The following is a 21,746-nucleotide window of genomic DNA, read 5'->3' as shown; positions in this document are numbered from 1 at the left end:
GGCCTCACCGCGGCGCAGGAAACCGAAAGGAACAACCTCAACACCTGCATCACCACCCAGGGCGCGAACTGCACCGTGAAGATCCTGTTCGGCGGATCAAGCAACACCGGCGCAGCCAGCGGCTACGTCGACATCGCAGCCGCCGTCGCCGGAGCCGGGAGTAACCCGACGCAGGCACAGATCAACACGGCGATCCTCACAGCGGTGAAGAACTCGCCCGTGACCGGCTGGTAGCGAATCCAGGTGCGGAGGCGCCGCCACTGACTCGTCGGTAGCCGCGCCTCCTACCAACGCCCAGGCCAAGCGGCCCCTGCCCGATAGCACTTGGGCAGGGGCCGCTCTGCACCGCCAGAGCCTCGGGCCGCTGGTCTTCGTTGATCAGATTCAGGCGCCGGCTCGCGACGACCAACCCCCGTACGGTTGATCGCTTAAGGCCGCCCCGCACCCGCCATCCCCGCACCACCAACCCCCGCCCGACCCGCGCTCCGGGTCCGCGCGATCGCATGATCGGCGCGCCCCCCGCGCACCGCTGAACCGGTGCCGGAGCGCAAAGCCGTCGATAAAGCGGATGAGCAGCCACCGATGATCGTCACTGTGGGTCACCGGCGGGGCGCTGTGAATCATCCAAGGTCAGGGGGCTGCGAATGTCTGTGGTTTGGCCGCGCCATGTCCGGCGTTAACACTTCGGTCGCCGCTATGACGCAGTGGGCTGGGACCTTCGGCCTGCACGGAACTAGTGTTCGCGGACGTTCGGACTACTGATTCTCCTCCGGCGTCCGGTCCTTGTGGGGTGTGGGGGAGGTATCGGGCTCATGGCACATACTCGCTTTCACGTCGGGCCGTCGCAGACCGCGATCGCCGGGCCGGGTTCGGCCGCGCTTCCGGCCTGGCGCCTGGTCGGCGGGAACAATCGGGTTCTGGGGCGTGCGCCCGGCTGCTTCGAGGACTTCGAGACCGGGTACGCCGCGATTCTTTTCCTGCGGGCGCGGATCGCCGATGCGGTGCCCGTGCTCGGAGTGGCCGCCGACACCGGGGGGCGGACCTGGCGGCTGGAGATCGACACCGTGGTCGTCGCGCGGTCGGCGCGGACGTATCTGCGGGGGCGGGAGAACCTTTACAACCTCGCCCACTTCCTCGACTCCGTTCTGCTCGCCGAGCTGCCCGCGTCCACCCGGGACGAACGCGGCCGGGTGTGCCTGGCATGACGGAACAATCCATCCCGGCGGCCGAGACGGTAGTCGTCGACCTGCCGCCGGTGACGGGCACGGAACCGCCGCGCGCCGTGCGTCTGCGCGCGCGGGGCGGGGACCGGGTCTTCCTCACCGTCCTGGCCGGCAGCGGGATCCTGGTCCTGACCGTCATCGCCGTCATCGGCGGCTTCCTGGGTACCCGGGCCTCGCAGGCGCTGCGGGTGGCCGGGACCGGCTTCCTCACCACCGCCGCGTGGTCGCCGGGGAACGGCACCGGCGGCGCGTCCAAGTTCGGGGTGGCCGGGATCCTCACCGGGACGATCCTCATCGGGCTGGTCGCGATCGTCATCGCGGTGCCGCTGGCCTTCGGGACGGCGCTCTACATCTCCGAGTACGCCCCGCCCCGGCTGCAGCCGCTGTTCACCAGCCTCATCGACCTGATGGCCGCGGTGCCCAGCGTGGTCTACGGCCTGTGGGGCTTCCTGTTCCTGGAGCACCGGGCGGTCGGGGTCGCGCACTGGATGGCGACCTATCTGGGCTGGATCCCGGGGTTCCACGTCACCGGCGCCCGGGTCCGCGACCCGCTGGCGCCACTCACCGTCTACACCGCCTCGACCTTCATCGCCGGCATCGTGGTCGGGCTGATGATCACCCCGATCGTCAGCTCCCTGATGCGCGAGTCGTTCTCGCAGGCCCCGCTGGGCGAGCGCGAGGGCGCCTACGCCCTCGGCGCCACCAAGTGGGGCATGATCCGCACGGTCGTGCTGCCGTTCGGCCGGGGCGGCGTGATCGGCGGCGCGATGCTGGGCCTGGGCCGGGCGCTCGGCGAGACGATCGCGGTGTACATGATCATCTCGCTGGTGTTCCGGATCCAGCCGCACCTCCTGCAAGCCGGGGCCAGCTCGGTGGCGGCGCTGATCGCCGCGCACTACGGCACGGCGACGCCCTTCGAACTGTCCGCACTCATGGCCGCCGGCCTGGTGCTGTTCCTGCTCACCCTGGTCATCAACCTGGCCGCGTCGGCGATCATCGCGCGCAGCCGGTCCGGAAGGGACAGCGGCTGAGATGACCGCCACCGTCGAGGACGTCGAAGGCTTCGAGGACTTCGAGAACTTAGAGGGCTTGGAGGGCTTGGAGGGCTTGGAGGCGCAGGACGCCAACGAGACCACCATCCCGCCGGAACCGCCGGAATCCCCGGAATCCCCGGATTCAACGGGGGACGGCGCCCCGCCCGAACGCCGCCGCCGCGTCCGCCGCCTGAAACCCGACGCCCTGTTCGCCCTGCTCGGCGCCGCCGCCGCAGCCGTGAGCCTGACCGACCTGATCAGCGACTGGTTCGCGCCGTTCTCCGGGCCGCTCGGCTTCGTCGTCGTGTGCTATCCGCTGTTCCTGGCCTGCTACGCGATCCTGGTGTGGATCGACGAGAGCGGCCCGATCCTGCGCGACCGCGTGATGGCGGTGGTGACGCACTCGATCGCGCTCCTCGTGGCCTGCGTCCTGGTGCTGATCGTCGGCTTCCCGATCCTGGGCGGCCTGAAGTCCCTGACCCACCTGAACTTCTACACGCAGGACCTGCGGGTGGCCGGCCCGGTGCAGCCGATCTCGATCGGCGGCGTCCGGCACGCGGTGGTCGGCACGGTCGAGCAGATCACGATCACCCTGGCCATCACGGTCCCGCTCGGCATCGCCTGCGCGGTGTTCATGAACGAGTCCCCCGGCCGGCTGGCGAACCTGGTCCGGACGGTCGCCGCGGCGACCACCGCGCTGCCCTCGATCGTCGCCGGCCTGTTCGTCTTCGCGCTGCTCATCCTCGAGTTCGGACTCCCCAAGTCCGGGCTGGCCGCGGCGCTCGCGCTGAGCATCATGACGCTGCCGATCATCATCCGCGCCTCCGACGTCGTGCTCCGTCTGGTACCCGGCCACCTGAAGGAGGCCTCCTACGCCCTGGGGGCCAGCCGCTGGCGGACCGCGCTGCGGGTCACCATCCCGACGGCGCGCTCGGGACTGGCCACGGCGGTGATCCTGGGGGCGGCCCGCGGCATCGGCGAGACCTCGCCGGTGCTGCTGACCGCGGGCTACACGCAGTACACGAACTACGACCCGCGCCGGGGCCCGCAGACCTCGCTGCCGCTGGCGACGTTCAAACTCGTCACCTCCGGCCAGCCGAACTACATCACGCGCGGGTACGGGGCGGCGGCACTGCTGATGCTGCTCGTCCTGGTGCTGTTCGTGGCCGCGCGGGCGGTCGGCGGCAAGGGCGCGGGACAGCTGAACAGGCGGCAGCGCAGGCGCCGGACCGTCGCGTCCAGGCGGGTCCAGGCGCGGTTCCTGGAGCGCCGGGGCGGCCTCGGGGCGAGCGACTTCGAGGCGTCCGGACTCGCGGCGATCGGCTTCGCGCCGAACGACGCCGTGCCCACCGGCCCCATACCGAACGACGCTGTGCCGAACAACGCCGTGCCTCACAACGCCACACCGACCGACCCCTCGGAGCGCCCTTCATGAACCGCCAGCACCCGCGGCGCCGTCGATCGCCGCGCGGCAGACTCCTGCTGCTCGGCGCCGCCCTCGGCCTGTTCGGGGCACAGCTGGCCGGCCCGCCGGCCGCGGTGGCGACGCAGTACGCGCCGATCGCCGGCGCCGGATCCACCTGGGCCGAGAACGCCGTCAACCAGTGGACCAGCGACGTCGCGCAGTACGGCATGCAGGTCAGCTACACCGGCTCCGGCTCCTCCGACGGCCGCAACCAGTTCAAGGCGGACCCGGCCACCGTCGACTTCGCCATCTCCGACATCCCCTACGGCTCGGTCGACAACGGCACCCTGGACGTCCTGCCGACCAAGCCGTTCGCCTACATGCCCGTGGTGGCCGGCGGCACGGCGTTCATGTACCACCTGGACATCGGCGGCCACCGGGTGACGGACCTGCGCCTGGACGACGAGACCATCGCGAAGATCTTCACCGGCACCATCACCAGCTGGAACGACCCGGCGATCGCCAGGACCAACCCGGGGCTGACGCTGCCGGCCCGGCAGATCATCCCGGTGGTGCGCACCGACGGCTCCGGCACCACCGCGCAGCTGACCGGCTGGATGGCCGCCGAGTACCCGGGGCTGTGGGACGCGTTCTGCTCCGCGGCCGGCCGGGTGGTCGCCCCGCACTGCGGAGCGACGTCGTTCTTCCCGCCGGCGCCGGCCGGATCGGCCTTCATCTCGCAGTCGCTGGACTCCGGGGTGGCCGGCTACGTCGCGCAGCCCACCTCGGAGGGCGCCATCACGTACACCGAGTACTCCTACGCGATCCAGTCCGGGTTCCCGGTCGCGAAGATGCTCAACGCGGCCGGCTACTACACGCTGCCCAACGCGTCGAACGTCGCGGTCTCCCTGACCCAGGCCCAGATCGACCAGGACGCCTCGGATCCCACGAAGTACCTCACCGAGAACCTGTCGAACGTGTACGGGTACTCCGACCCCCGGACGTACCCGCTGTCCAGCTACAGCTACATGGTCATCCCGCTGTCCACCGCCCCGCCGTTCAACGCGGCCAAGGGGCAGACGCTGAGCGCCTTCGGCTACTACCTGCTGTGCCAGGGCCAGAGCACGATGGCCCCGCTCGGGTACTCGCCGCTGCCGATCAACCTGGTGCAGGCCGGCTTCAACCAGATCAAGAAGATCCCCGGGGCGGTCGTGCAGAACATCGTGATCTCCTCCTGCAACAACCCCACCTTCTCCACCAGCGGGGTCAACACCCTGGTGGCGACCGCCCCGAACCCGGCGCCCTGCGACAAGGCCGGCAGCGTCCAGTGCGGGGACGACGGGGTGACCGCCATCCCGGTCGGCGCCGCGGGCGGCTCGTCCGGCGGCTCCGGCGGCGGTTCCTCGGGCGGCTCGTCCGGCGGTTCGGGCGGTGACAACGGAAACGGCGGGAACGGGACCGGCGGAGCGACCGGCCCGGTGACCGCGAGCGCGACCGGCAAGGGCGGACCGTCGGCGCATCCCAGCTCGACGAGCGAGGTCGTCACGGTGCCGACCACGCCGAGCTCGGCCCCGGTCTCGCTCGACGGCGCCGACGCGGCCGCCGAGCCGGTGTCTGTCGGCAACTCGCTGGGCGACTCGCTCGGGGCCTACCTCGCGGCCGTGGCGGCGGCCCTGCTGCTGGTCACGGTGTTCGGTCCGCCCCTGGTGTCCCGGCTGCGGAAGGGGCGCCGCTCATGAGGGCCCTGATTCTCTCCCGCAAGCTCTCCGGAGCCTTCGCCGTCTGCGTGGCGGTGTCCGGACTGCTCACGGGTCCCGCGCAACACGCCGCCGCCGGGCCGCTGCACACCGCGGCGCAGGACGCGAGCTCGTCGGTGACCAGGACCGGCACCGGCGCGTTCAGCGGCATGGCGGTGACGGTCGACAAGACACAGAACCTGATCAACGAGTCCGTCGGCGTCAGCTGGGCCGGCGCGCCGACCACCCTGCCGCCGAACAACAACACGAACTTCGGCGCCGACTACCTGCAGATCATGCAGTGCTGGGGCGACGACCCCACCGGCCCGGACGCCTCGCAGTGCGAGTTCGGCGGCACGACGCTCGGCGGGCCGACCACGCGGCGGCTGAACAACCCCCAGCTGCCCGATCCGCTGCTGCCCCCGGCGGTCGCCAGCGACCCGAACCAGGAGTACGAGGATTTCCTCCCGGCCCCGACGACCGCGCCGACGTCTGCTTACCAGGCGCCCGCGCCGACCAAGGACCCGGCGCACATAGCCACGTCCTTCGACAGCTCGAACACCAACGAGGTCCCATACGCGCGGACCTACGCCAACGGCACCGGCCACGTCTACTTCCAGCTGGACACGGTGCGCGAGTCCCCGGCGCTGGGCTGCGGGCAGCCGGTCGCCGACCCGACGGCGCCGGGCGGCACCAGGATCGAGCCGTGCTGGCTGGTCATCGTGCCCCGCGGCACCCTGGAGGCCGACGGCAAGACCACCGTCGACGGCACCAACATCGTGCTGCAGACCTCGCCGCTTTCCCCCACGAACTGGGCCAACCGGATCGTCTTCCAGCTGACCTTCCAGCCCGCCGCCTCCGCCTGCACCATCGGCGCGAACGAGGTGCAGATCGGCGGCGACGAGATGCTGGCCGAGGCGATCAAGAGCTGGGAGCCGGGGCTGTGCGCCAAGAACCCCAAGGCCCCGTTCAGCTTCTCGCAGATCGGCGGGGACGCCGCGCGCCAGCAGCTCGCCTCCCCGCTCCCCGGCTTCCAGTTCGTGTCCAAACCGGCCGTCCCGACCGCGGGCGCGCCGTTACCGAAGATGCTCTACGCACCGGCCGCGATCTCCGGGCTGACCATCTCGTTCTACATCCAGAGCCAGGCCGTCGTCCCGCCACCGGGGCAGCCGCCCAATCCGCCGGCGGCGCAGAACGGCGTGCAGATCACCCGGCTGAACCTGAACGCCAGGCTGGTGGCGAAGCTGGTCACGCAGTCCTACCGGTGGGGCGTCGACTCCTCCGTCGGCACCCCGCAGGGCGCGGCATCGGACCTGGCCAAGCAGAATCCGCGCGATCTGACCGTGGATCCGGAGTTCCTGGCGTTGAACCCGCAGTTCAAGGGCCTGAGTTTCTCCGGCGGGATCCCGTCGGTGGTGGTGCCGTTCGGCAACGCCGACGCCTACACCGAACTGTGGACCTGGCTCAAGAACGACCCGGCGGCTTCGGAATTCCTCAACGGCGTCCCGGACAACGCCGGGAAGTACGGCCAGCCCGGCTACACGGGCATGACCCTCAACCCGAACTACCTCAGGACGCAGTTCCCGATCGAGGACTTCCCGACCACCGACCCCTACTGCCGGCCCACGGTGTATCAGGACCCTTCGCACGCCGGCACGCACAACCAGCAGGCCTCGCTCTGCGGCCTGGCCCTGCACCCGTACCCGGTCACCATGCACGACGGGGTCCTCAACGCCACCAAGGGCAGCCTGGGCCTGCGCGTCACCTGGAGCCCGAACAGCGCGGACATCGGCTCCTGGGGCCCGACCCCGCCGCAGTCCGACGGCCAGGTCGCCATCCTGGTGCTGGCCGACGCCCCGACCGCCGCGCGGTACGGCCTGCCGACCGCGGAACTCTGCGATGACAAGGCCGGGGTGCCGGATCCGTTGCTCGCTCCCGGGCAGCAGCACCCGCAGGCGGACCTCGACGCGCACTGCGTCGCGCCGACCACCGACGCGCTGCTGAAGGGAGCGGCCGCGGCGCAGCCCAGCCCGGCCGCGCCGACGATGCTGGTCGCGAATCCCAGCGCGATCGACCTCGGCGCGTATCCGTTGACCACGCTCACCTACGCGGCCACGGTGCCCAGCAAGCTGACCAAGACCGACGGCGGGCACTACGCCGACCTGCTGGACTACATCGCCGGCGCCGGACAGGTCCAGGGGCTGGACCCGGGCGACCTGCCGCCCGGCTACGCGCCGCTGCCGGCCGCCCTGGCGGCGCAGACGGCCGCCGCCGCCAAGTACCTCCGGACGGCCGCCGGCGTGCCGGACGCCGCCCCGATCGGGACGCCGCCGTCCACCCCACCGTCCAGCCGCCGCGCGCCGGCCTCGGCCCCGCACCCGCCCTCGACGCCGCCGCCCCGGAGCGTGCCGGTGCAGCACCCGCCGCTCCCGAAACCGACGGGTCCCGGTCCTCCGGTCGTCGTGCAGGGCACGATGCCGGCGGCCGACGTGGCGGTCTCGCCCGGGCCCACCCCGGCCCTGGCGATCGGCACGATCCGCTTCCTGGTGCTGAGCTGCCTGCTGGCGGCGGGGGTGAGCGTCCTGGCCGGTCCCGGACTGCTGCGCGTCGCGCGCCGGACGGAAGCCGCGGCGGGTGCGGCGGACGATGCGGCGGATGCGGCGGACGGCGATGACCCGGACGACCCGGATGATCCCGACGATCCTGACGCCCCGGCCGACCCGGATGACCCGGACGGCCTGGATGACTCGGACGACTCGGACGAGCCGGCACCTGAGAGTCCTGAGACGAACCCGTCCCAGGAACCGTCCCCCTCGAAGGGAACAGGACAGTGAACCAGAAGGCGAAGAAGCTCGCCGGCCTCAGCGTCGTCAGCGCCGTGGCGTTGTTCGTGCTGGGCGCGGCGAGCTCGGCCCAGGCCGACCCGAGCGGCACGCCGCAGTACCGGCAGCTGGCCGGCGTCGGCTCGGACACCACCACCCCGGTGATGAACGCGCTGTCGAACGACATCACCATCGGCGGCACCAAGGTCATCGGCTCCTACGACGCCACCGGCTCCACGACGATCGCGACCCAGGCCGCCACGGCCTGCCAGGCGATCAGCCGTCCGAACGGCTCCGGCGCCGGCCGCACCGCGCTGCTGCAGTCGCTGGCCGTGAACAACGGCTGCCTGCAGTTCTCCCGCTCCTCCAGCCTGAACCTGGCCGCCACCGGCGGGGCGCAGCTGACCTACGTGCCGTTCGCGCTGGACGGCGTGACCTACGCCATCACCGGCAACGACGTCACGATCCCGCGCAACCTGGACCTGGCCACGCTGCAGTCCATCTACACCTGCAACCCGGCGGTCGTGGGCAGCGCCCCGAACTTCGCGATCACCGCGCAGCTGCCGCAGGCCGGATCGGGCACCCGCTCGTTCTGGGAGGGCAAGATGGGCATCACGGACGCGGACGTGGTGGCCGGCAAGTACCCCTGCATCACCGACCAGTCCCACGGCCAGCCGATCGAGGAGCAGGACGGCCGCGTGCTGACCGACACCTCGATCATCCCGTTCTCCATCGCGTCCTACGACGCCGAGGAGTCGCAGACCATCCAGGACGTGCGCGGCCAGGCCGTCCTCGGCGCCATCGGCGGGGTCGCCGCGCAGCAGATCAACTCCACCTTCCCGGTGACCCGCGAGGTCTACAACGTCATCCCGACGACGGACACGGCCACCGCGCCCTGGAGCACCACCTTCGTCGGCGCCAACTCCCTGGTCTGCTCCGACGCCGCGACGATCCAGAAGTACGGCTTCACCGTCGCCTCCGACTGCGGTAGCACCACCAACGTTACCGCCCCGTAGTGACGGCCGTCCGGCCGCTCACCTCCCGCTCCACGTAAACAGATGAGGAGAAGCACCTTGTTCAGCAACAGGTTCGTCCGCTATGCGGCGGCCGCGGTTGCCACCGCCACAGCGGTCGGTGCGATGACGGTGCTCGGCGCCGCCACCGCGTCGGCCGCCACCGGCACGCTGACGTTCTCGCCCAGCTCGGGCGCCGACTCCCAGGTGTTCAACATCAACACCTCGGACGTCTGCCCCGCGGCCGACCCGGACATCGTCGGCATCATCAGCGGCGGCAACTTCCCCGCCGGGGCCGTGGCCGTCAAGAAGGAGCCGGTCTCCGTGCTCCCGGCCGGCCCGAACAACGCCGGCTACGCGATCGCCATCTCCAACGACCTGCGGACCCTGGCGACCTCGTACTCGGTCACCAAGCTGGACCCGAACGCATCGGGCACGACGCCGTACACGATCGACATCCAGTGCGTCCCGGCGCTGGGCACCACGGTCGGCGGGGACTTCTCCGGCCAGATCACGTTCTCCAGTGAGACCGCGTGGAGCTCGGCGTCCAGCAAGCCGACCACCACCACGCTGGGCCTGGCGCCGGCCAGTCCGGTGACCTTCGGCTCGCAGGTCACGCTGAGCGCGACCGTCAACCCGGCGGCGGCGGGCACCGTCGTCTTCCTGGACGGCACGACCGCGCTCAACGGGACCCCGGTCGCGGTGGCCAACGGCGTCGCCACCTACCAGACCAGCTCGCTGGCGGTCGGGACGCACTCCATCACCGCCGCGTTCACGTCCACCGACGCGAACTTCTCCAGCTCGGCCTCGGCGGCGTCCTCGTACGTCGTCAACCAGGTCGGTCCGGTCGCCACCACCACGTCGCTGATCGCCACCCCGGGCTCGGGCCAGGTGCAGGGCGGCAACGTCAACCTGACCGCGAGCGTCCAGCCGGCGACCGCCGCCGGTTCCATCGCGTTCATGGACGGCACCACCACGCTGGGCACGGTCGCGCTGACGAACGGCTCGGCCGCGTTCAACACCACCTCCCTCGCGCTGGGCGCGCACAGCCTCACGGCCTCGTTCGTGCCCGCCAACGCGACCGCGTACGGCGCCTCCGCCTCGCAGGCGGTTCCGTTCGCGATCACCAAGTACGTCCCCCCGACCACGACCGAGACCATCACCACGACGGTCGACGCCGGGTCGCTCAACATCAGCGTGCCGACCGGCCAGGTCTCCCTGCCGGACCCGGCGCTGAACAGCAACGGCACCCTGTTCACCACCTCCGGCTCGCTGGAGACGGTGACCGTCACGGACAACCGCGCGGGCAACCCCGGCTGGACCGCCTCCGGCCTGGCCACGGCGTTCTCCCAGACCGGCGGCACCGCCCAGATCAGCGCGGAGAACCTCGGGTGGACGCCCGGCCAGCCCACCGGCTCGGCCGGCCAGACCCTGACCATCGGCCCGGCCGTCGCTCCGGCGAACGGCGTCCCGGCCTCCGACAACGGCGCCGCCGGCCTGTCGCAGTCCCGGACCCTGGTCTCCGCCGCCTCCGGCGCGGGCCTGGGCACGGCCAAGATCGGCGCGTCGCTGGCGCTGAACGTCCCGACCACCACCACGGCCGGCACGTACCAGAGCACGCTGACGCTGACGGTCATCTGATCCATCGGATGGAGCGCTGTCACGTTCACCGATGAGTGAGGAGCGGCAGCCGGGCACCGATACCGCCCGGCTGCCGCGCCCCGGCGGCGCCTCCCGCACAGCCCCCGAACCCCGTCGAGAGTAGGACCAGGCGATGCCCCGTCTCCGTTCCCTGATCAAGGCTCTGGCCGCGACGGCCGTGGCCGGTGCGCTCCTGGCGAGCCCGGTCCTGACCAGCCCGGCGTCGGCCGGGACCGCGCCCCGGACCGACCCCACCCCCGCTCCCGCCCCGGCCCCGACCGGCGGCGGCGCCGCGACGTTCGGCATCCAGCCGGCCACCGCCACCGCGCGCGACAAGAGCCGCGACTCCTTCACCTACCAGGCGACCCCGGGCGCGAAGAAGACCGACTACGTCGCGGTCTCCAACTACAGCACCAGCCCGCTCAAGCTCCGGATCTACGCCACCGACGCCTACAACACCGCCGACGGCGGCTTCACCGTCCTGCCCCTGGACACCAAGGCCCGGGACGTCGGCCTGTGGGTGTCGTTCGCCACCACGACCGTCACGCTGCCCGCGAAGTCCTCGCAGATCCTGCCCTTCACGCTGCAGGTCCCGGCGAACGCCCGGCCCGGCGACCACGTCGGCGGCATCATGCTGTCGCTGACGACCCAGGCCTCCGACGGCAAGGGCGGCCAGATCGCGGTCGAGTCCCGGGTCGGGACCCGGTTGCAGGTGCGGGTCCCCGGGGCGCTGAAGCCGGAACTGACGGTGAGCCAGGTGCGGGCGGTCTACCACGGCTCGACGAACCCGTTCGGCGGCGGCAGCGTGACCGTGTCCTACCTCGTGCGGAACACGGGCAACGTCCGGCTGTCCGCGACGCAGAAGGTCCATGTCAGCAGCCTGATCGGCGGATCGCGGCCGAGCCTGCCGGTCCCCGACGTCAAGGAACTGCTGCCGGGCGACCAGGAGCAGGTGACCGCGACGGTGCGGGGGGTGCTGCCGTCGTTCTCCTCGGACATCCACATCTCGCTGGTGCCGACGCCGGTCCCCGGCGACGTGGACCCGGTGCTGGCGGCCATGGACGAGAACTTCTCGGTGGCCACGGTGCCGTGGATGATGATGCTGCTCATCCTGACGCTGGGCCTGCTCGGCGGGCTGTGGGTGTGGCGCCGGCGGGTGCGCAAGCGCCGGGGCGCGAAGCCGAAGCCCGGGACGCCGGCGGCGAAGAAGGCGGCTGCGGCCAAGACGGCCGCGGCCAAGAAGACGGCTTCCGCCAAGACGGCCGCCCCGGCCAAAGCGGCCACGCCCAAGAAGACCGCGGTGTCCGCGGCCGCACCTTCAACCGGGTCTTCAACCGGGTCCTCGACGGGGAGCGGGAAGGCCGAGAACGCGTGACACAGACAGCTGATTCGTCCTTCCCGGCCGCCGTGCGGGTCCCGGCCTTCGTGGTGATCGCGGTGACGGCGTACGTTCTGGGCACGGCCGCGCCAGCCGAGGCCGCCGGCGCCCCTGCCGGCCCGGGTACGGTGCTCGGCGGCGGGGACATCACCGTGTCCACGGTCATGGCGCCCGGTTCGCTCGTCATCAGCGTGCCGCTCAAGGAGCAGCCGCTGGCCGGCCGGCTCCAGCCGATCGTCGTCACGGACAACCGCACCGGGGATCCCGGGTGGACGGTCACCGCGATCCTCACCGACCAGCCCGTCGGCGGGCTCGGCTGGAAGCCGAACCTGCTCGGCGCGGCCCCGGGCGAGTCGATCGTGGTCGGCCCGGGGATCGTCCTACGGCCCGGCCTGAGCCTGGACCAGCCGCGGATCCTGGCGTCGGCCGCCCCGGGCGCGAGCCTCGGGACCGCGCGCCTGGACGCCGCGCTGTCGCTGGACACCCCCGGCTCCGCCGGTCCCGCCGCCACGTTCACGCTCACCGCGATCTGATGCGCGCGCCGAGCTCTCCGACCGGGTGGCAGCCGGGCGTCGATACCGCCTGGCTGCCACCCCTTTCGCCGGTACTGAAGAAGAGGCCTGGCCGACCGTGACCAGACAGAACGCGGATGACTTCGAGGACGGGTCCGAGGACGACGCGTCCGACGGCGAGCTCGGCACCGACACTGATATCGACACCGATATCAGCACCGACACTGAAGGCGACACCGAAGGCGACTCCGATTCCGAGCTCGACGCCGACGAGCCGGAAGCCGCGCGGGCCCGTGGTGTCAGGAACCGTCTGGTGTCCGCTCTCGTGGTACTGGTGCCCGTGGTCGGGCTCGCCCTGCTGCTCGCCAGGTGGATCCGTCCCCTGATTCCGGGCTGGCTGACCAAGCCGTTCCTGCTGCGGGTGTGCGGCGTCGCGATCTGCACCCTCGGGGTCGCGCTGTCCACCTTCGTGGCCGAGGTGGCGGTGTTCGGCCGCTTCGAGCACCGGCACGACCAGCAGGTCGAGTACGCGGCCTTCCGGGCCGAACTCGCCGCGGGCACCGCCCCGATCGGCGCCCGGGACTACCGCGACGTGCTGCTGGGTCCGGGCGCCCCGGTCGCGCTGCTGTCGATCCCGAGCATCAGGGTCGACGAGGTCGTCGCCGAGGGCACCTCCGCGGCGGTGCTGGAATCCGGGCCGGGCCTGCTGCGCGGCACCGTGCTGCCGGGCCAGGTGGGCACCAGCATGATCCTGGCGCGCGCCTTCGGCTACGGCGGCCCGTTCCACTACCTCGACCAGGTGCAGCCCGGCGACCGCGTCGAGGTGACGACCGGCCAGGGCGTCGCGGAGTACCGGGTCTCCGACACCCGGCACGGCGGCGACCCCGAACCCGCGCGCCTGCACGGCCAGCTGGGCCGCCTCACCCTGATCACCGCGTCCGGCGCCGCGTACACCCCGGACGACGCGCTCTACGTCGACGCCGACCTGATCTCGCAGGTCCAGCCCACGCCGCTGGGCGCGGTGCCGCGGTTCGCCGGCGACGAGGCGCCGATGGCCCAGGACCGGTACGCGCGGCTCGACGTGGCCGGCTGGACGGCGGTCCTGGTGGCCGCGACGGTCCTGGCGTTCTGGGCCGGGCCGCGCTGGGGCCGGTCCAAGACCTGGCTGGTCGCCGTGCCGGTGCTGCTGGTCGTGGGCCTGACGCTCGCGGACCGGATCGCCCTGCTGCTGCCCAACCTGACCTGATCCGCCGAACCGAAGCGCCACTGGAGCGAGCCCGATGACCGAGATGGCTGACATGGCCGAAAGCCCCGTCGACAGCCCCGTCGACACCGCCGAGGACACTGCCGAGGACGGCCCGATCGGCGTCTGGCCGGGACCCGCCGCGCACACCGAGCCGGAGGCCCCGGACCAGGCCTCGACCCCGGACCAGGCACCGGCACCGGCCCCCGCCCCGACCGGCGCCGGCACCCTCGAAGCCCGCGCGATCTCGGCCTGGTTCGGCGACCGCAAGGTCCTCGACCGGGTCTCCCTGACCATGCCCGGCGGCCGGGTCACGGCCCTGATCGGGCCCTCGGGCTGCGGCAAGTCAACCTTCCTGCGCATCCTGAACCGGATGCACGAGCTGGTCGCGTCGGCCACCCTGGCCGGCGAGGTCCTGCTGGACGGCAGCGACATCTACGACCCGGCGATCCGGCTCACCGAGGCCAGAGCGCGCATCGGCATGGTGTTCCAGAAGCCGAACCCGTTCCCTGGCATGTCGATCTACGACAACGTCACGGCCGGCCTGAAGCTCACCGGCACCCGCCGCAACAGGTCGGAGCAGGACGACATCGTCGAGTCCTGTCTCACCCGAGCCGGCCTGTGGAACGAGGTGTCCGACCGCCTCAAGCAACCCGGCGGCGCCCTGTCCGGAGGCCAGCAGCAGCGCCTGTGCATCGCCCGCTCCCTCGCGGTCCGCCCGGAAGTGCTGCTGATGGACGAACCGTGCTCGGCGCTGGACCCGACTTCCACCAACCGGATCGAGGAGACGATCCGCGAGCTGGCGTCGGAGGTGACGATCGTCATCGTGACGCACAACATGCAGCAGGCGTCCCGGGTCTCCGACCGCTGTGCCTTCTTCCTGGCCTCCGCAGGAACGCCGGGGCGCATCGTGGAGCACGGGCCGACGGAGGCGATGTTCTCGCGGCCCCGGGACCAGCGGACGTCGGACTACGTCAACGGACGCTTCGGCTGACGACCGACGCGGCAACTGGGACTCGCGAGCCCGCCGGGCGCGCCGTCACTGCCGATGCTGCCGAAGCTGTCGATGCTGCTGACGCGGCAGCCGGACACCGATACTGTCCGGCTGCCACCGGGTCATTGTCTCTCGCTTGCCGCTCCGGTGCTCTCAGGCCCCCGCCACGGCGGGCGCAACGCCGCCGAGCGCGCGCCACACGAGCAGCGCGGTCCGCGTGGGCCACTCCGGCGGCACCGGCTCGCCGGCCAGCGCGCGGCCGTACCAGGCGCCGGTGCACATGGTGACGGCGACGGTGAAGTCGGCGTCCTGGTCGATCAGGCCGAGGCTTTGCGCGGCTTCGAAGATCGCCTTGATGCGCCGGCGGCGAGGGTGGATCACCTGGCTGCGGTACCGGTCGCGGGCCTGCGGGTCGGTGTTCTCCTGGAGCATGGTGCCGACCAGGGAGAGCCGCCCCGGACGCGTGACCTTGCGCTGGAAGTCGGTGAGCTCGGCGATCAGGGCGGCCAGCGGGTCCGCGACGGCCGGCGCGTCGCCCCGATGGGATGCCGGGGGTGTGTCCTCGACGGCGGCCATGGCAGCGTCGGCGAGCGCGGCCTTGGTGGGCCAGCGCCGGTAGAGCGCCTGGCGGGTGGTGCCGGCTTCGGAAGCGACCGCGGCGATCGACATGCCCTCGTAGCCCAGCACCGCGAGCTGACGCTTGGCGGCGGCCAGGATCCGGGTGTCGATCGCGCCGTCGCGCGCCCTGCCCTGGCCCGGGGACCGGGCTCCGACCTGTGGCGTTGTCTTCCGGTGCACACCTGGATTGTATCTATGCAATACACACCTGTACCGTATTGATGTATGAGCGGTGAAGACATCCGCCACACAGTGGCGGAGTTACTGGCAGAGGTACGGCACATCGCGGACGCGGCGTCCGGGAGCGATATCTCGGTGCGGCTGACGGATTCCGTCATCAGACCGCTGACAACACTCGCCGCAGATGGCGAGAACGACCTGGCGGAAGAAGGGATTCACCTCGGCGAGGACGCCTCGATCGACTCCGGACTCTGGCGAATCGCCCAGACCGCCACCCGCCTGCGCGCCGACGTCAGCACCGACGCCGACGCCCCGGCGCTCCTCATCGAAGCCACCGCCGCGCTCCAGGACCTGGCCTGCCGGTCGGCGCCGGACCCGGAAACCGCCGAAGCCCGAACCGCCCGACTGGCCGAGCTCCAGAGCAACCTGCCCACCAGCATCCAAGCCGCCGCCGACGGCCCGTACCTCGTCACCAATGCCACCGACCTCACCGCCTGGCTCGGCGAACCGCTTCCGGTCCGCCCGCAGATGGCGCTGTGCCGATGCGGCGCCTCGGCGGCCAAACCCTTCTGCGACGGCACCCACGCGAAGAACGGCTTCAGCGGCGCGAAAAGCCCCTCCCGCGTCCCCGACCGCCGCGACACGTATCCCGGCCAGCAGGTCACCGTCTTCGACAACCGCGGGATCTGCGCGCACTCCGGCCTGTGCACCGACCGCCTCCCCACCGTCTTCCGCCAGGGCGAGGAGCCGTTCGTCGCGCCCAGCGGCGGCCGCATGGACGAGATCGTCCGGGCCGTCCGCGCGTGCCCGTCGGGGGCCCTGAGCTTCGCGGTCGACGGCCGCGAGGCCCGGGAGCAGGTCGACCGGGACCGGCCGCCGGCCATCGAGGTCTCCAAAGACGGCCCCTACCGCGTCACCGGCTCGATCCCGCTGACCGGCCCGGACGGCGCGCCGGAGCCCCGGAACGAGGGCGCCTCGACCGAGCACTACAGCCTGTGCCGGTGCGGCCAGTCCCAGAACAAGCCCTTCTGCAGCGGCATGCACTGGTACGTCGACTTCCAGGACCCGCCGATGCCCGCCGAGCCGACGCTCTTCCAGTGGGCCGGCGGCCTGCCGGCGCTGACCAGGATGACGCGGCTCTTCTACGAGAAGCACGTCCCCGAGGACCCGCTGCTCGCGCCGATCTTCGCGGACATGTCGCCGGACCACCCCGAGCGCGTCGCGGCCTGGCTCGGCGAGACCTTCGGCGGCCCCAAGCGGTACACCGACGCCTACGGCGGCTACGACCGCATGGTCGGCCAGCACGCGGGCCGCGCGCTCACCGAACCACAGCGCGCCCGCTGGGCCCAGCTCATCATCCAGTCCGCCGGCGAGGCCGGCCTGCCCAGCGACCCCGAGTTCCGCGCCGCCTTCGTCGCCTACATCGAGTGGGGCTCGCGGATCGCGGTGGAGAACTCCCAGCCGGGCGCGCACCCGCCGCCGCACATGCCCGTCCCGCGCTGGTGGTGGGTGTGCAACGCCACCCCCGGCTCCCGAGTGTCCGCACTCGCCGTCCAGACCGACCCGGAAGGACCCGTCATGACACTGCCCACCGCCGACGAGCCACTCAGCTTCGAAGCACATATCAAGCCCCTGTTTCGACCGCTGGACCGCCAGTCGATGAACTTCGTCCTGGACCTGTGGGCCTACGAGGACGTCAGCGAGCACGCCGGCGCGATCCTCGACCGCCTCCGGCAGGGGTCGATGCCGTGCGACGGCGCCTGGCCGGCGGAGAAGACGGACGTCTTCGAGCACTGGATCGAGGCCGGGAAGCCCGCGTAGCAGCAGGAATTCGCGAGCGAGCAGCGAGGAATCGGCTACGTCGAATCGCTAGGTCGAATCGGCTACGCGGAGTCTCGCGAGCTCGTCACGATCCGCAGCGCCAGCACCGGACACACCTTCACCGCGTGCTCGGCGTGCCGGAGCAGATGGTCCGGAATGGGATGGGGATTGAGAACGGGATAGTTCCACGGATCGGCCGTGATCATCTCGGGGAAGGCTTCGATGCACAGGGCGTGGCCCTCGCACGTGATCGGGTCCACGCGCAGGGTGCGGTCATGGTGGCGTCTGAGCATGTCACACCTTCACCGGGATCGGGAGGATCGGCGTACGGCGCAGGCCTTGGCACGGTCCGCGCTGGGCATGGGAACGCGCGTCGTCCGCGAACGTCGTCAGGGCACTGTTGATCAGTCTGACCGCGCCATCGGGATGACGGCACGCGCCGCGGCCGGCGACGTAGGGCGACAGGGAAGTGATGGTCCCTGAGGCCTTGCCGCCGCCGCGAAGCGCGAGCGCGGCCAGGGCGTCAGCCAGTGCGGGAAGGCCGTTGAGGCACGGCCCGCACTGGCCGGCGCTCTGGTCCGCCAGGTACCTGGCCACCCTCGCGGTCTCCGCCAGACCGCACGACGCCGCCGGCAGCGCGAGGAAGATCCCGGCGCCCATCGCGGCACCGGCGCCTTGCAGTCCGAGCGGCGTGATCGGCGCCGTGGCAAAGCGATCGGCACGCAGCCAAGCACCGAAGTAGCCGCCGGCGAGGACCGCGCCCAGCGGTTCAAAGGGCCCGCCGGCGACCGCCAGCAGGTCGGCGCCGGAGAGACCGAGTTCGACCTCGTACACGCCAGGTGCCGCGACGGCTCCGCCGATAGTGACCAGCGCGGTTCCCGGGGCGTCCGGCGTACCGGCCTGGCGGAACCAGTCCGCGCCGTGCCGGGAGGCCAAGGCGAGGTGGGCCAGGGTCTCGACGTTGTCGACCAAGGTCGGTCGCCCTCGTACCCCGCGCTCGAAAGGACGCGGCGGTGTGGACAGCGGCAATGCCGGGCCGCCGTTGAGCAGGTGAACGAGCGAGCTCTCTTCGCTGGCGACGTACCGGTTCGGGACCTCGACGACCGTGATGTCCACGTCCGGCAGCGCTGCCGCTCGACGTTCGGACTGCGCGCGTCGCAAGGTGCTGAGAACGTCGTCCTGGCCCTCGTGGACACACAGATACGCATGCTCAGCACCGACCGCTCGCGCGCCGAGCACGATGCCGTCGAGGACCAGGTGCGGCGCGTTCATCAGCAGGCTGTGATCCTTGCCGCTCGCCGGCTCGCCTTCGCACCCGTTCGCGATCAGGATCGCTCCCGACCGCCGCGCGTTCCCGGCCACGGTCCGCAGCTTCCGGCCGGTCGGGAACGCCGCGCCGCCGCGTCCGGTGAGGCCCGAGCGCTCGACGACGTCGATGATGTGCGCGGCGTCGACGGCGGGGAGCGGGCCGTGGCACCGGACGTGCGCCGCCAGGTCGGCGTAGCCGGCGCCGGTCGCCGTGAGGCGTGTGACGCGCGTGACGCGCTGTGCGGTGCTCACGCCAAGCTCGCTGTCAGCGAGCCGCTGAGCGCGGAGCCGGACAGGGAGACGTTGAAGCTGAGTGTGACGGTGGAACCGGAGCTGTCCGTCACGGTCGCCACGATGGCGCTCCCGTTCAGCGACGCCACATGTCCGGTGTACTGGCGCGTGTTCGACGCGGGGCCGAAGGAGACCTGGCTGCTGGTCATCTGCACTCCTCCCCCGGAGGCTGCCGGACCGCTGATGGCGAGCTGGAACGCGACCGAATCAGAGCCCTGGCCGCTGAGCGTGACGGTCGTCGTGCCGGAATCCGCGGAGGCGGTGGTGGAGGTTCCGGTGATGGCGGTCGTGAAGGGCAAAGCAGGGAGCTGAGAGGATGTCTGCGCCGACGCGTCGTCGGCGGGCGCCTGCACCCGGGCCAGAAGCACGGCCGGAGTACCGGATCGCGCGGCCCAGCCGGGGCGCAGCGGACCCAGGATCGTCCAGACGGCGACGCCGATCACCAGCGCCGCCCCGGTCGCACCGGCGGCCAGCCGGGCAGTGGCGTGCTCGGGCCAGCCGGACGCCAGCCGCCAAACACCTGCGGCAATCACTGCCACTACGCAGGCAATGGTCACGCCGAGGGTGAACGGCTGCTTCGTGTCCGATCCCGTCCCCAGGCTGTGGATGACGGCCGACGGCCAGCACGCGTAGGCGGTCCAGTGCACCAGCCGCCATAACCGGGCACTGATTCGCGTGCGCAGCAGGCTGGTGACCGTCACCGCGATCAGCAGGTCGAACGCGACGGTCCCGAAGCCGAGCCACAGCGGCCGGTACGACGAGGCGAACGGGACGACGACCGACAGCCACCCGACCGGCGCGTAGCTGTCGACGACCGCGGTGAGGATGTGCAGCCCGAGGAATGCCAGGACCAGCAGCGACAGGTTGCGGTGGACGCCGAGCGTGACCAGCCTCGGCCACCGCTGCGAGGCCGCGCGGACCCGGACGACGATACCGAGGACCACGCTGCCGGTGAGGAGGATCAGGGCTATGACACCGGTGGCCCGGGTCGCGTACCAGAGCCAGCTGTTCGAGGAGACGACGGTGGAGGCGAGAATCATCGCCGGCTGCCGGGGTGGGGGCGTGGAGCCGTGCGACGGCCGGTCATGACGCCGAACCTTGGCAGGGCACTGACTGCGGGCGGGACGGTCTCGGGGGCCGTGTCCTCGGGCCAGCCGGCGACGGTCACGGCCGTGCCGTCCGTGTGCACCAGCCGCGCCGGCAGGCCCAGCCCGGCGAGCCAGCGCGCGGCGGCGTGCCCGCGGACGATCGCCGCGGTGGCGGCGACGTTCGCGTCCAGGCAGCTGGCGGCCGCGACCGAGGCGGTGCGCCAGGATCCGTCGGTGGGGCGGCCGGTGCGGGGATCGACGATGTGGTGGACGGTGATGCGCTGCGGGACGGTCTCGTCCGACCAGACCTGCCAGGCCCGGACGGTCGTGCTGGACGTGGCGAGCCCGCCCTCGGTGACGACGACGGTCTGGCCGGGGACGTCGTCGCCGCTGCGGTGGTCGTCGGTGACGCGCACCCGCCAGCCGCCCTCGGGCGCCGGGCCGCAGACCGCGATGTCGCCGCTCAGGCTGACGAGGACGCCGCAGCCGGCGGCGGTGGCGGCGCGTCCGGCGGCCCGGTCGGCGGCGAGCGCCTTGGCGGTGGCGCCGAAGTCCAGCGCGGTGCCGGCCGGGATCCGGACCGCGGAGCGTGTCTGGTCCCACTCGACGGAAGTCCAGCCGGCGCCGGGACGGGTCGCCGCCGAGCGCAGCGGGCCGGTCGCGAGGTCGGCGAAATCCACGTCGTAGCCGAGCGCGCGGACGGACGCGCCGCAGGTCGGGTCGACGTCGCCGTCGGTGATGCGGGCGGCCCAGAGCGCGGCGCTCAGTGCTTCGGCGAACAGGGGGCCGACCTCGACGTACTCGCCTGCGCGGGCGTTCACGCGGGAGAGGTCGGAGTCGTCGCGGAAGCGGCTGCAGGCTTGGTCGATCGCCGCTACTTCGGCGCGTACCGCTTCGGCTGCGGGCTCGATGGCGTCGGGGTCCGCGGTGAGGACGACTGCGAGGCCGCCCAGTGCGGGGAAGCCGGCTCGGCCGACGGTTGTGGCCGCGGCTGCGGCTGCGGCTGTGCGGGTGCGCATGGCGTCAGGACCCGCCGGACGTGACGTGGCTGCCGCTGCCGGAGCCTTGTTGGGGCGCGGTTCCGGGGCCTTGGATGTTGTTGGAACCGGAGTTGGAACCTGAGCTGCCGGAGTTGCCGGAGTTGCCGGAGTTGCCGGAGCTTCCGGTGCCGCCGCCGGAGCTGAAGTGCGGCAGATGCGTCGGCAGCAGATGCGCGAACCCGGCGCCGAGCACCACCGCCCCGACGGCCGCGAAGCTCCCGATCCGCCAGGTCAGGTGGCTAACCCTGCCGACTGCCCGGTCGCGTGCGGCGACGGCGTTGCGCGTTCTGGCATCCATCAGCTCGGCTCCCATCGGACCCTGTCCGCCGCCGGGCTGTCCTGCCGCGCGGCTGGATCGTGCCATTCCATCTGCGACCAGACTCACCCGCGGACATGAGA

Annotated in this window: 19 protein-coding genes; 13 read left to right on the top strand and 6 right to left on the bottom strand. The window is 71.9% G+C overall.

Annotated elements, in window-relative coordinates:
- From ABH920_RS39030 to pstB, 12 genes are all read left to right on the top strand, one after another.
- A partial coding sequence (locus ABH920_RS39030) for a hypothetical protein (RefSeq protein WP_370354332.1) occupies window positions 1-234 on the top strand: 234 nt, incomplete at its 5' end.
- Between the two features lie 578 nt (window positions 235-812).
- The gene (locus ABH920_RS39025; RefSeq protein WP_370354331.1) at window positions 813-1,205 is read left to right on the top strand and encodes a hypothetical protein; all 393 of its coding nucleotides are present in this window, start codon (window positions 813-815) and stop codon (window positions 1,203-1,205) included.
- Complete coding sequence (gene pstC, locus ABH920_RS39020; RefSeq protein ID WP_370354330.1) at window positions 1,202-2,254, top strand: phosphate ABC transporter permease subunit PstC; 1,053 nt, start codon at window positions 1,202-1,204, stop codon at window positions 2,252-2,254. The genes ABH920_RS39025 and pstC overlap by 4 nt, the downstream gene beginning before the upstream one ends.
- Before the next feature lies 1 nt (window position 2,255).
- Window positions 2,256-3,692, top strand: coding sequence for a phosphate ABC transporter permease PstA (gene pstA, locus ABH920_RS39015; RefSeq protein ID WP_370354329.1), 1,437 nt, complete (start codon window positions 2,256-2,258; stop codon window positions 3,690-3,692).
- Window positions 3,689-5,401: a phosphate ABC transporter substrate-binding protein PstS gene (locus ABH920_RS39010; RefSeq protein ID WP_370354328.1), complete on the top strand. Its 1,713-nt coding sequence runs from the start codon at window positions 3,689-3,691 to the stop codon at window positions 5,399-5,401. Before pstA ends, ABH920_RS39010 begins: the two co-directional genes overlap by 4 nt.
- A complete protein-coding gene (locus ABH920_RS39005) occupies window positions 5,398-8,232 on the top strand; it encodes a hypothetical protein (protein ID WP_370354327.1) in 2,835 nt (944 codons plus the stop codon). Before ABH920_RS39010 ends, ABH920_RS39005 begins: the two co-directional genes overlap by 4 nt.
- On the top strand, window positions 8,229-9,236 hold the full coding sequence (locus ABH920_RS39000; protein WP_370354326.1) for a hypothetical protein: 1,008 nt from the start codon (window positions 8,229-8,231) through the stop codon (window positions 9,234-9,236). The genes ABH920_RS39005 and ABH920_RS39000 overlap by 4 nt, the downstream gene beginning before the upstream one ends.
- A 57-nt stretch (window positions 9,237-9,293) precedes the next feature.
- The gene (locus tag ABH920_RS38995; protein ID WP_370354325.1) at window positions 9,294-10,874 is read left to right on the top strand and encodes an Ig-like domain repeat protein; all 1,581 of its coding nucleotides are present in this window, start codon (window positions 9,294-9,296) and stop codon (window positions 10,872-10,874) included.
- A gap of 133 nt (window positions 10,875-11,007) precedes the next feature.
- Window positions 11,008-12,249: a WxL protein peptidoglycan domain-containing protein gene (locus ABH920_RS38990; protein WP_370354324.1), complete on the top strand. Its 1,242-nt coding sequence runs from the start codon at window positions 11,008-11,010 to the stop codon at window positions 12,247-12,249.
- On the top strand, window positions 12,246-12,785 hold the full coding sequence (locus ABH920_RS38985) for a hypothetical protein (protein WP_370354323.1): 540 nt from the start codon (window positions 12,246-12,248) through the stop codon (window positions 12,783-12,785). The genes ABH920_RS38990 and ABH920_RS38985 overlap by 4 nt, the downstream gene beginning before the upstream one ends.
- Before the next feature lie 97 nt (window positions 12,786-12,882).
- Window positions 12,883-14,010, top strand: coding sequence for a sortase domain-bontaining protein (locus ABH920_RS38980; RefSeq protein ID WP_370354322.1), 1,128 nt, complete (start codon window positions 12,883-12,885; stop codon window positions 14,008-14,010).
- Between the two features lie 34 nt (window positions 14,011-14,044).
- Window positions 14,045-15,001, top strand: coding sequence for a phosphate ABC transporter ATP-binding protein PstB (pstB, locus tag ABH920_RS38975; RefSeq protein WP_370354321.1), 957 nt, complete (start codon window positions 14,045-14,047; stop codon window positions 14,999-15,001).
- A 153-nt stretch (window positions 15,002-15,154) separates the two neighbouring features.
- Here the strand turns inward: pstB and ABH920_RS38970 are convergent, their stop codons facing one another.
- A complete protein-coding gene (locus ABH920_RS38970) occupies window positions 15,155-15,799 on the bottom strand; it encodes a TetR/AcrR family transcriptional regulator (RefSeq protein WP_370354320.1) in 645 nt (214 codons plus the stop codon).
- Between the two features lie 45 nt (window positions 15,800-15,844).
- Between ABH920_RS38970 and ABH920_RS38965 the strand changes: the two genes are divergently transcribed.
- Complete coding sequence (locus tag ABH920_RS38965) at window positions 15,845-17,620, top strand: CDGSH iron-sulfur domain-containing protein (RefSeq protein ID WP_370354319.1); 1,776 nt, start codon at window positions 15,845-15,847, stop codon at window positions 17,618-17,620.
- 62 nt (window positions 17,621-17,682) lie between these two features.
- On the opposite strand, the gene ABH920_RS38960 is transcribed toward ABH920_RS38965, so the two are convergent.
- The 5 genes from ABH920_RS38960 to ABH920_RS38940 are packed head-to-tail and all read right to left on the bottom strand — an operon-like array spanning window position 17,683 to window position 21,645.
- Window positions 17,683-17,913, bottom strand: coding sequence for a ferredoxin (locus tag ABH920_RS38960; RefSeq protein ID WP_370354318.1), 231 nt, complete (start codon window positions 17,911-17,913; stop codon window positions 17,683-17,685).
- A gap of 1 nt (window position 17,914) precedes the next feature.
- A complete protein-coding gene (locus ABH920_RS38955; protein ID WP_370354317.1) occupies window positions 17,915-19,180 on the bottom strand; it encodes an NADH-ubiquinone oxidoreductase-F iron-sulfur binding region domain-containing protein in 1,266 nt (421 codons plus the stop codon).
- Window positions 19,177-20,259: a ferric reductase-like transmembrane domain-containing protein gene (locus tag ABH920_RS38950; protein WP_370354316.1), complete on the bottom strand. Its 1,083-nt coding sequence runs from the start codon at window positions 20,257-20,259 to the stop codon at window positions 19,177-19,179. The genes ABH920_RS38955 and ABH920_RS38950 overlap by 4 nt, the downstream gene beginning before the upstream one ends.
- Window positions 20,256-21,326, bottom strand: coding sequence for an FAD:protein FMN transferase (locus ABH920_RS38945; RefSeq protein WP_370354315.1), 1,071 nt, complete (start codon window positions 21,324-21,326; stop codon window positions 20,256-20,258). Before ABH920_RS38945 ends, ABH920_RS38950 begins: the two co-directional genes overlap by 4 nt.
- 4 nt (window positions 21,327-21,330) lie before the next feature.
- Window positions 21,331-21,645, bottom strand: a complete 315-nt coding sequence (locus ABH920_RS38940; RefSeq protein ID WP_370354314.1) for a hypothetical protein — start codon at window positions 21,643-21,645, stop codon at window positions 21,331-21,333.
- Window positions 21,646-21,746 lie beyond the last annotated feature (101 nt).

The sequence above is a fragment of the Catenulispora sp. EB89 genome (genome assembly GCF_041261445.1).
In the GTDB taxonomy this organism is placed as follows: Bacteria; Actinomycetota; Actinomycetes; order Streptomycetales; family Catenulisporaceae; genus Catenulispora.
This window is presented reverse-complemented; position numbering and strand designations above follow the sequence as displayed.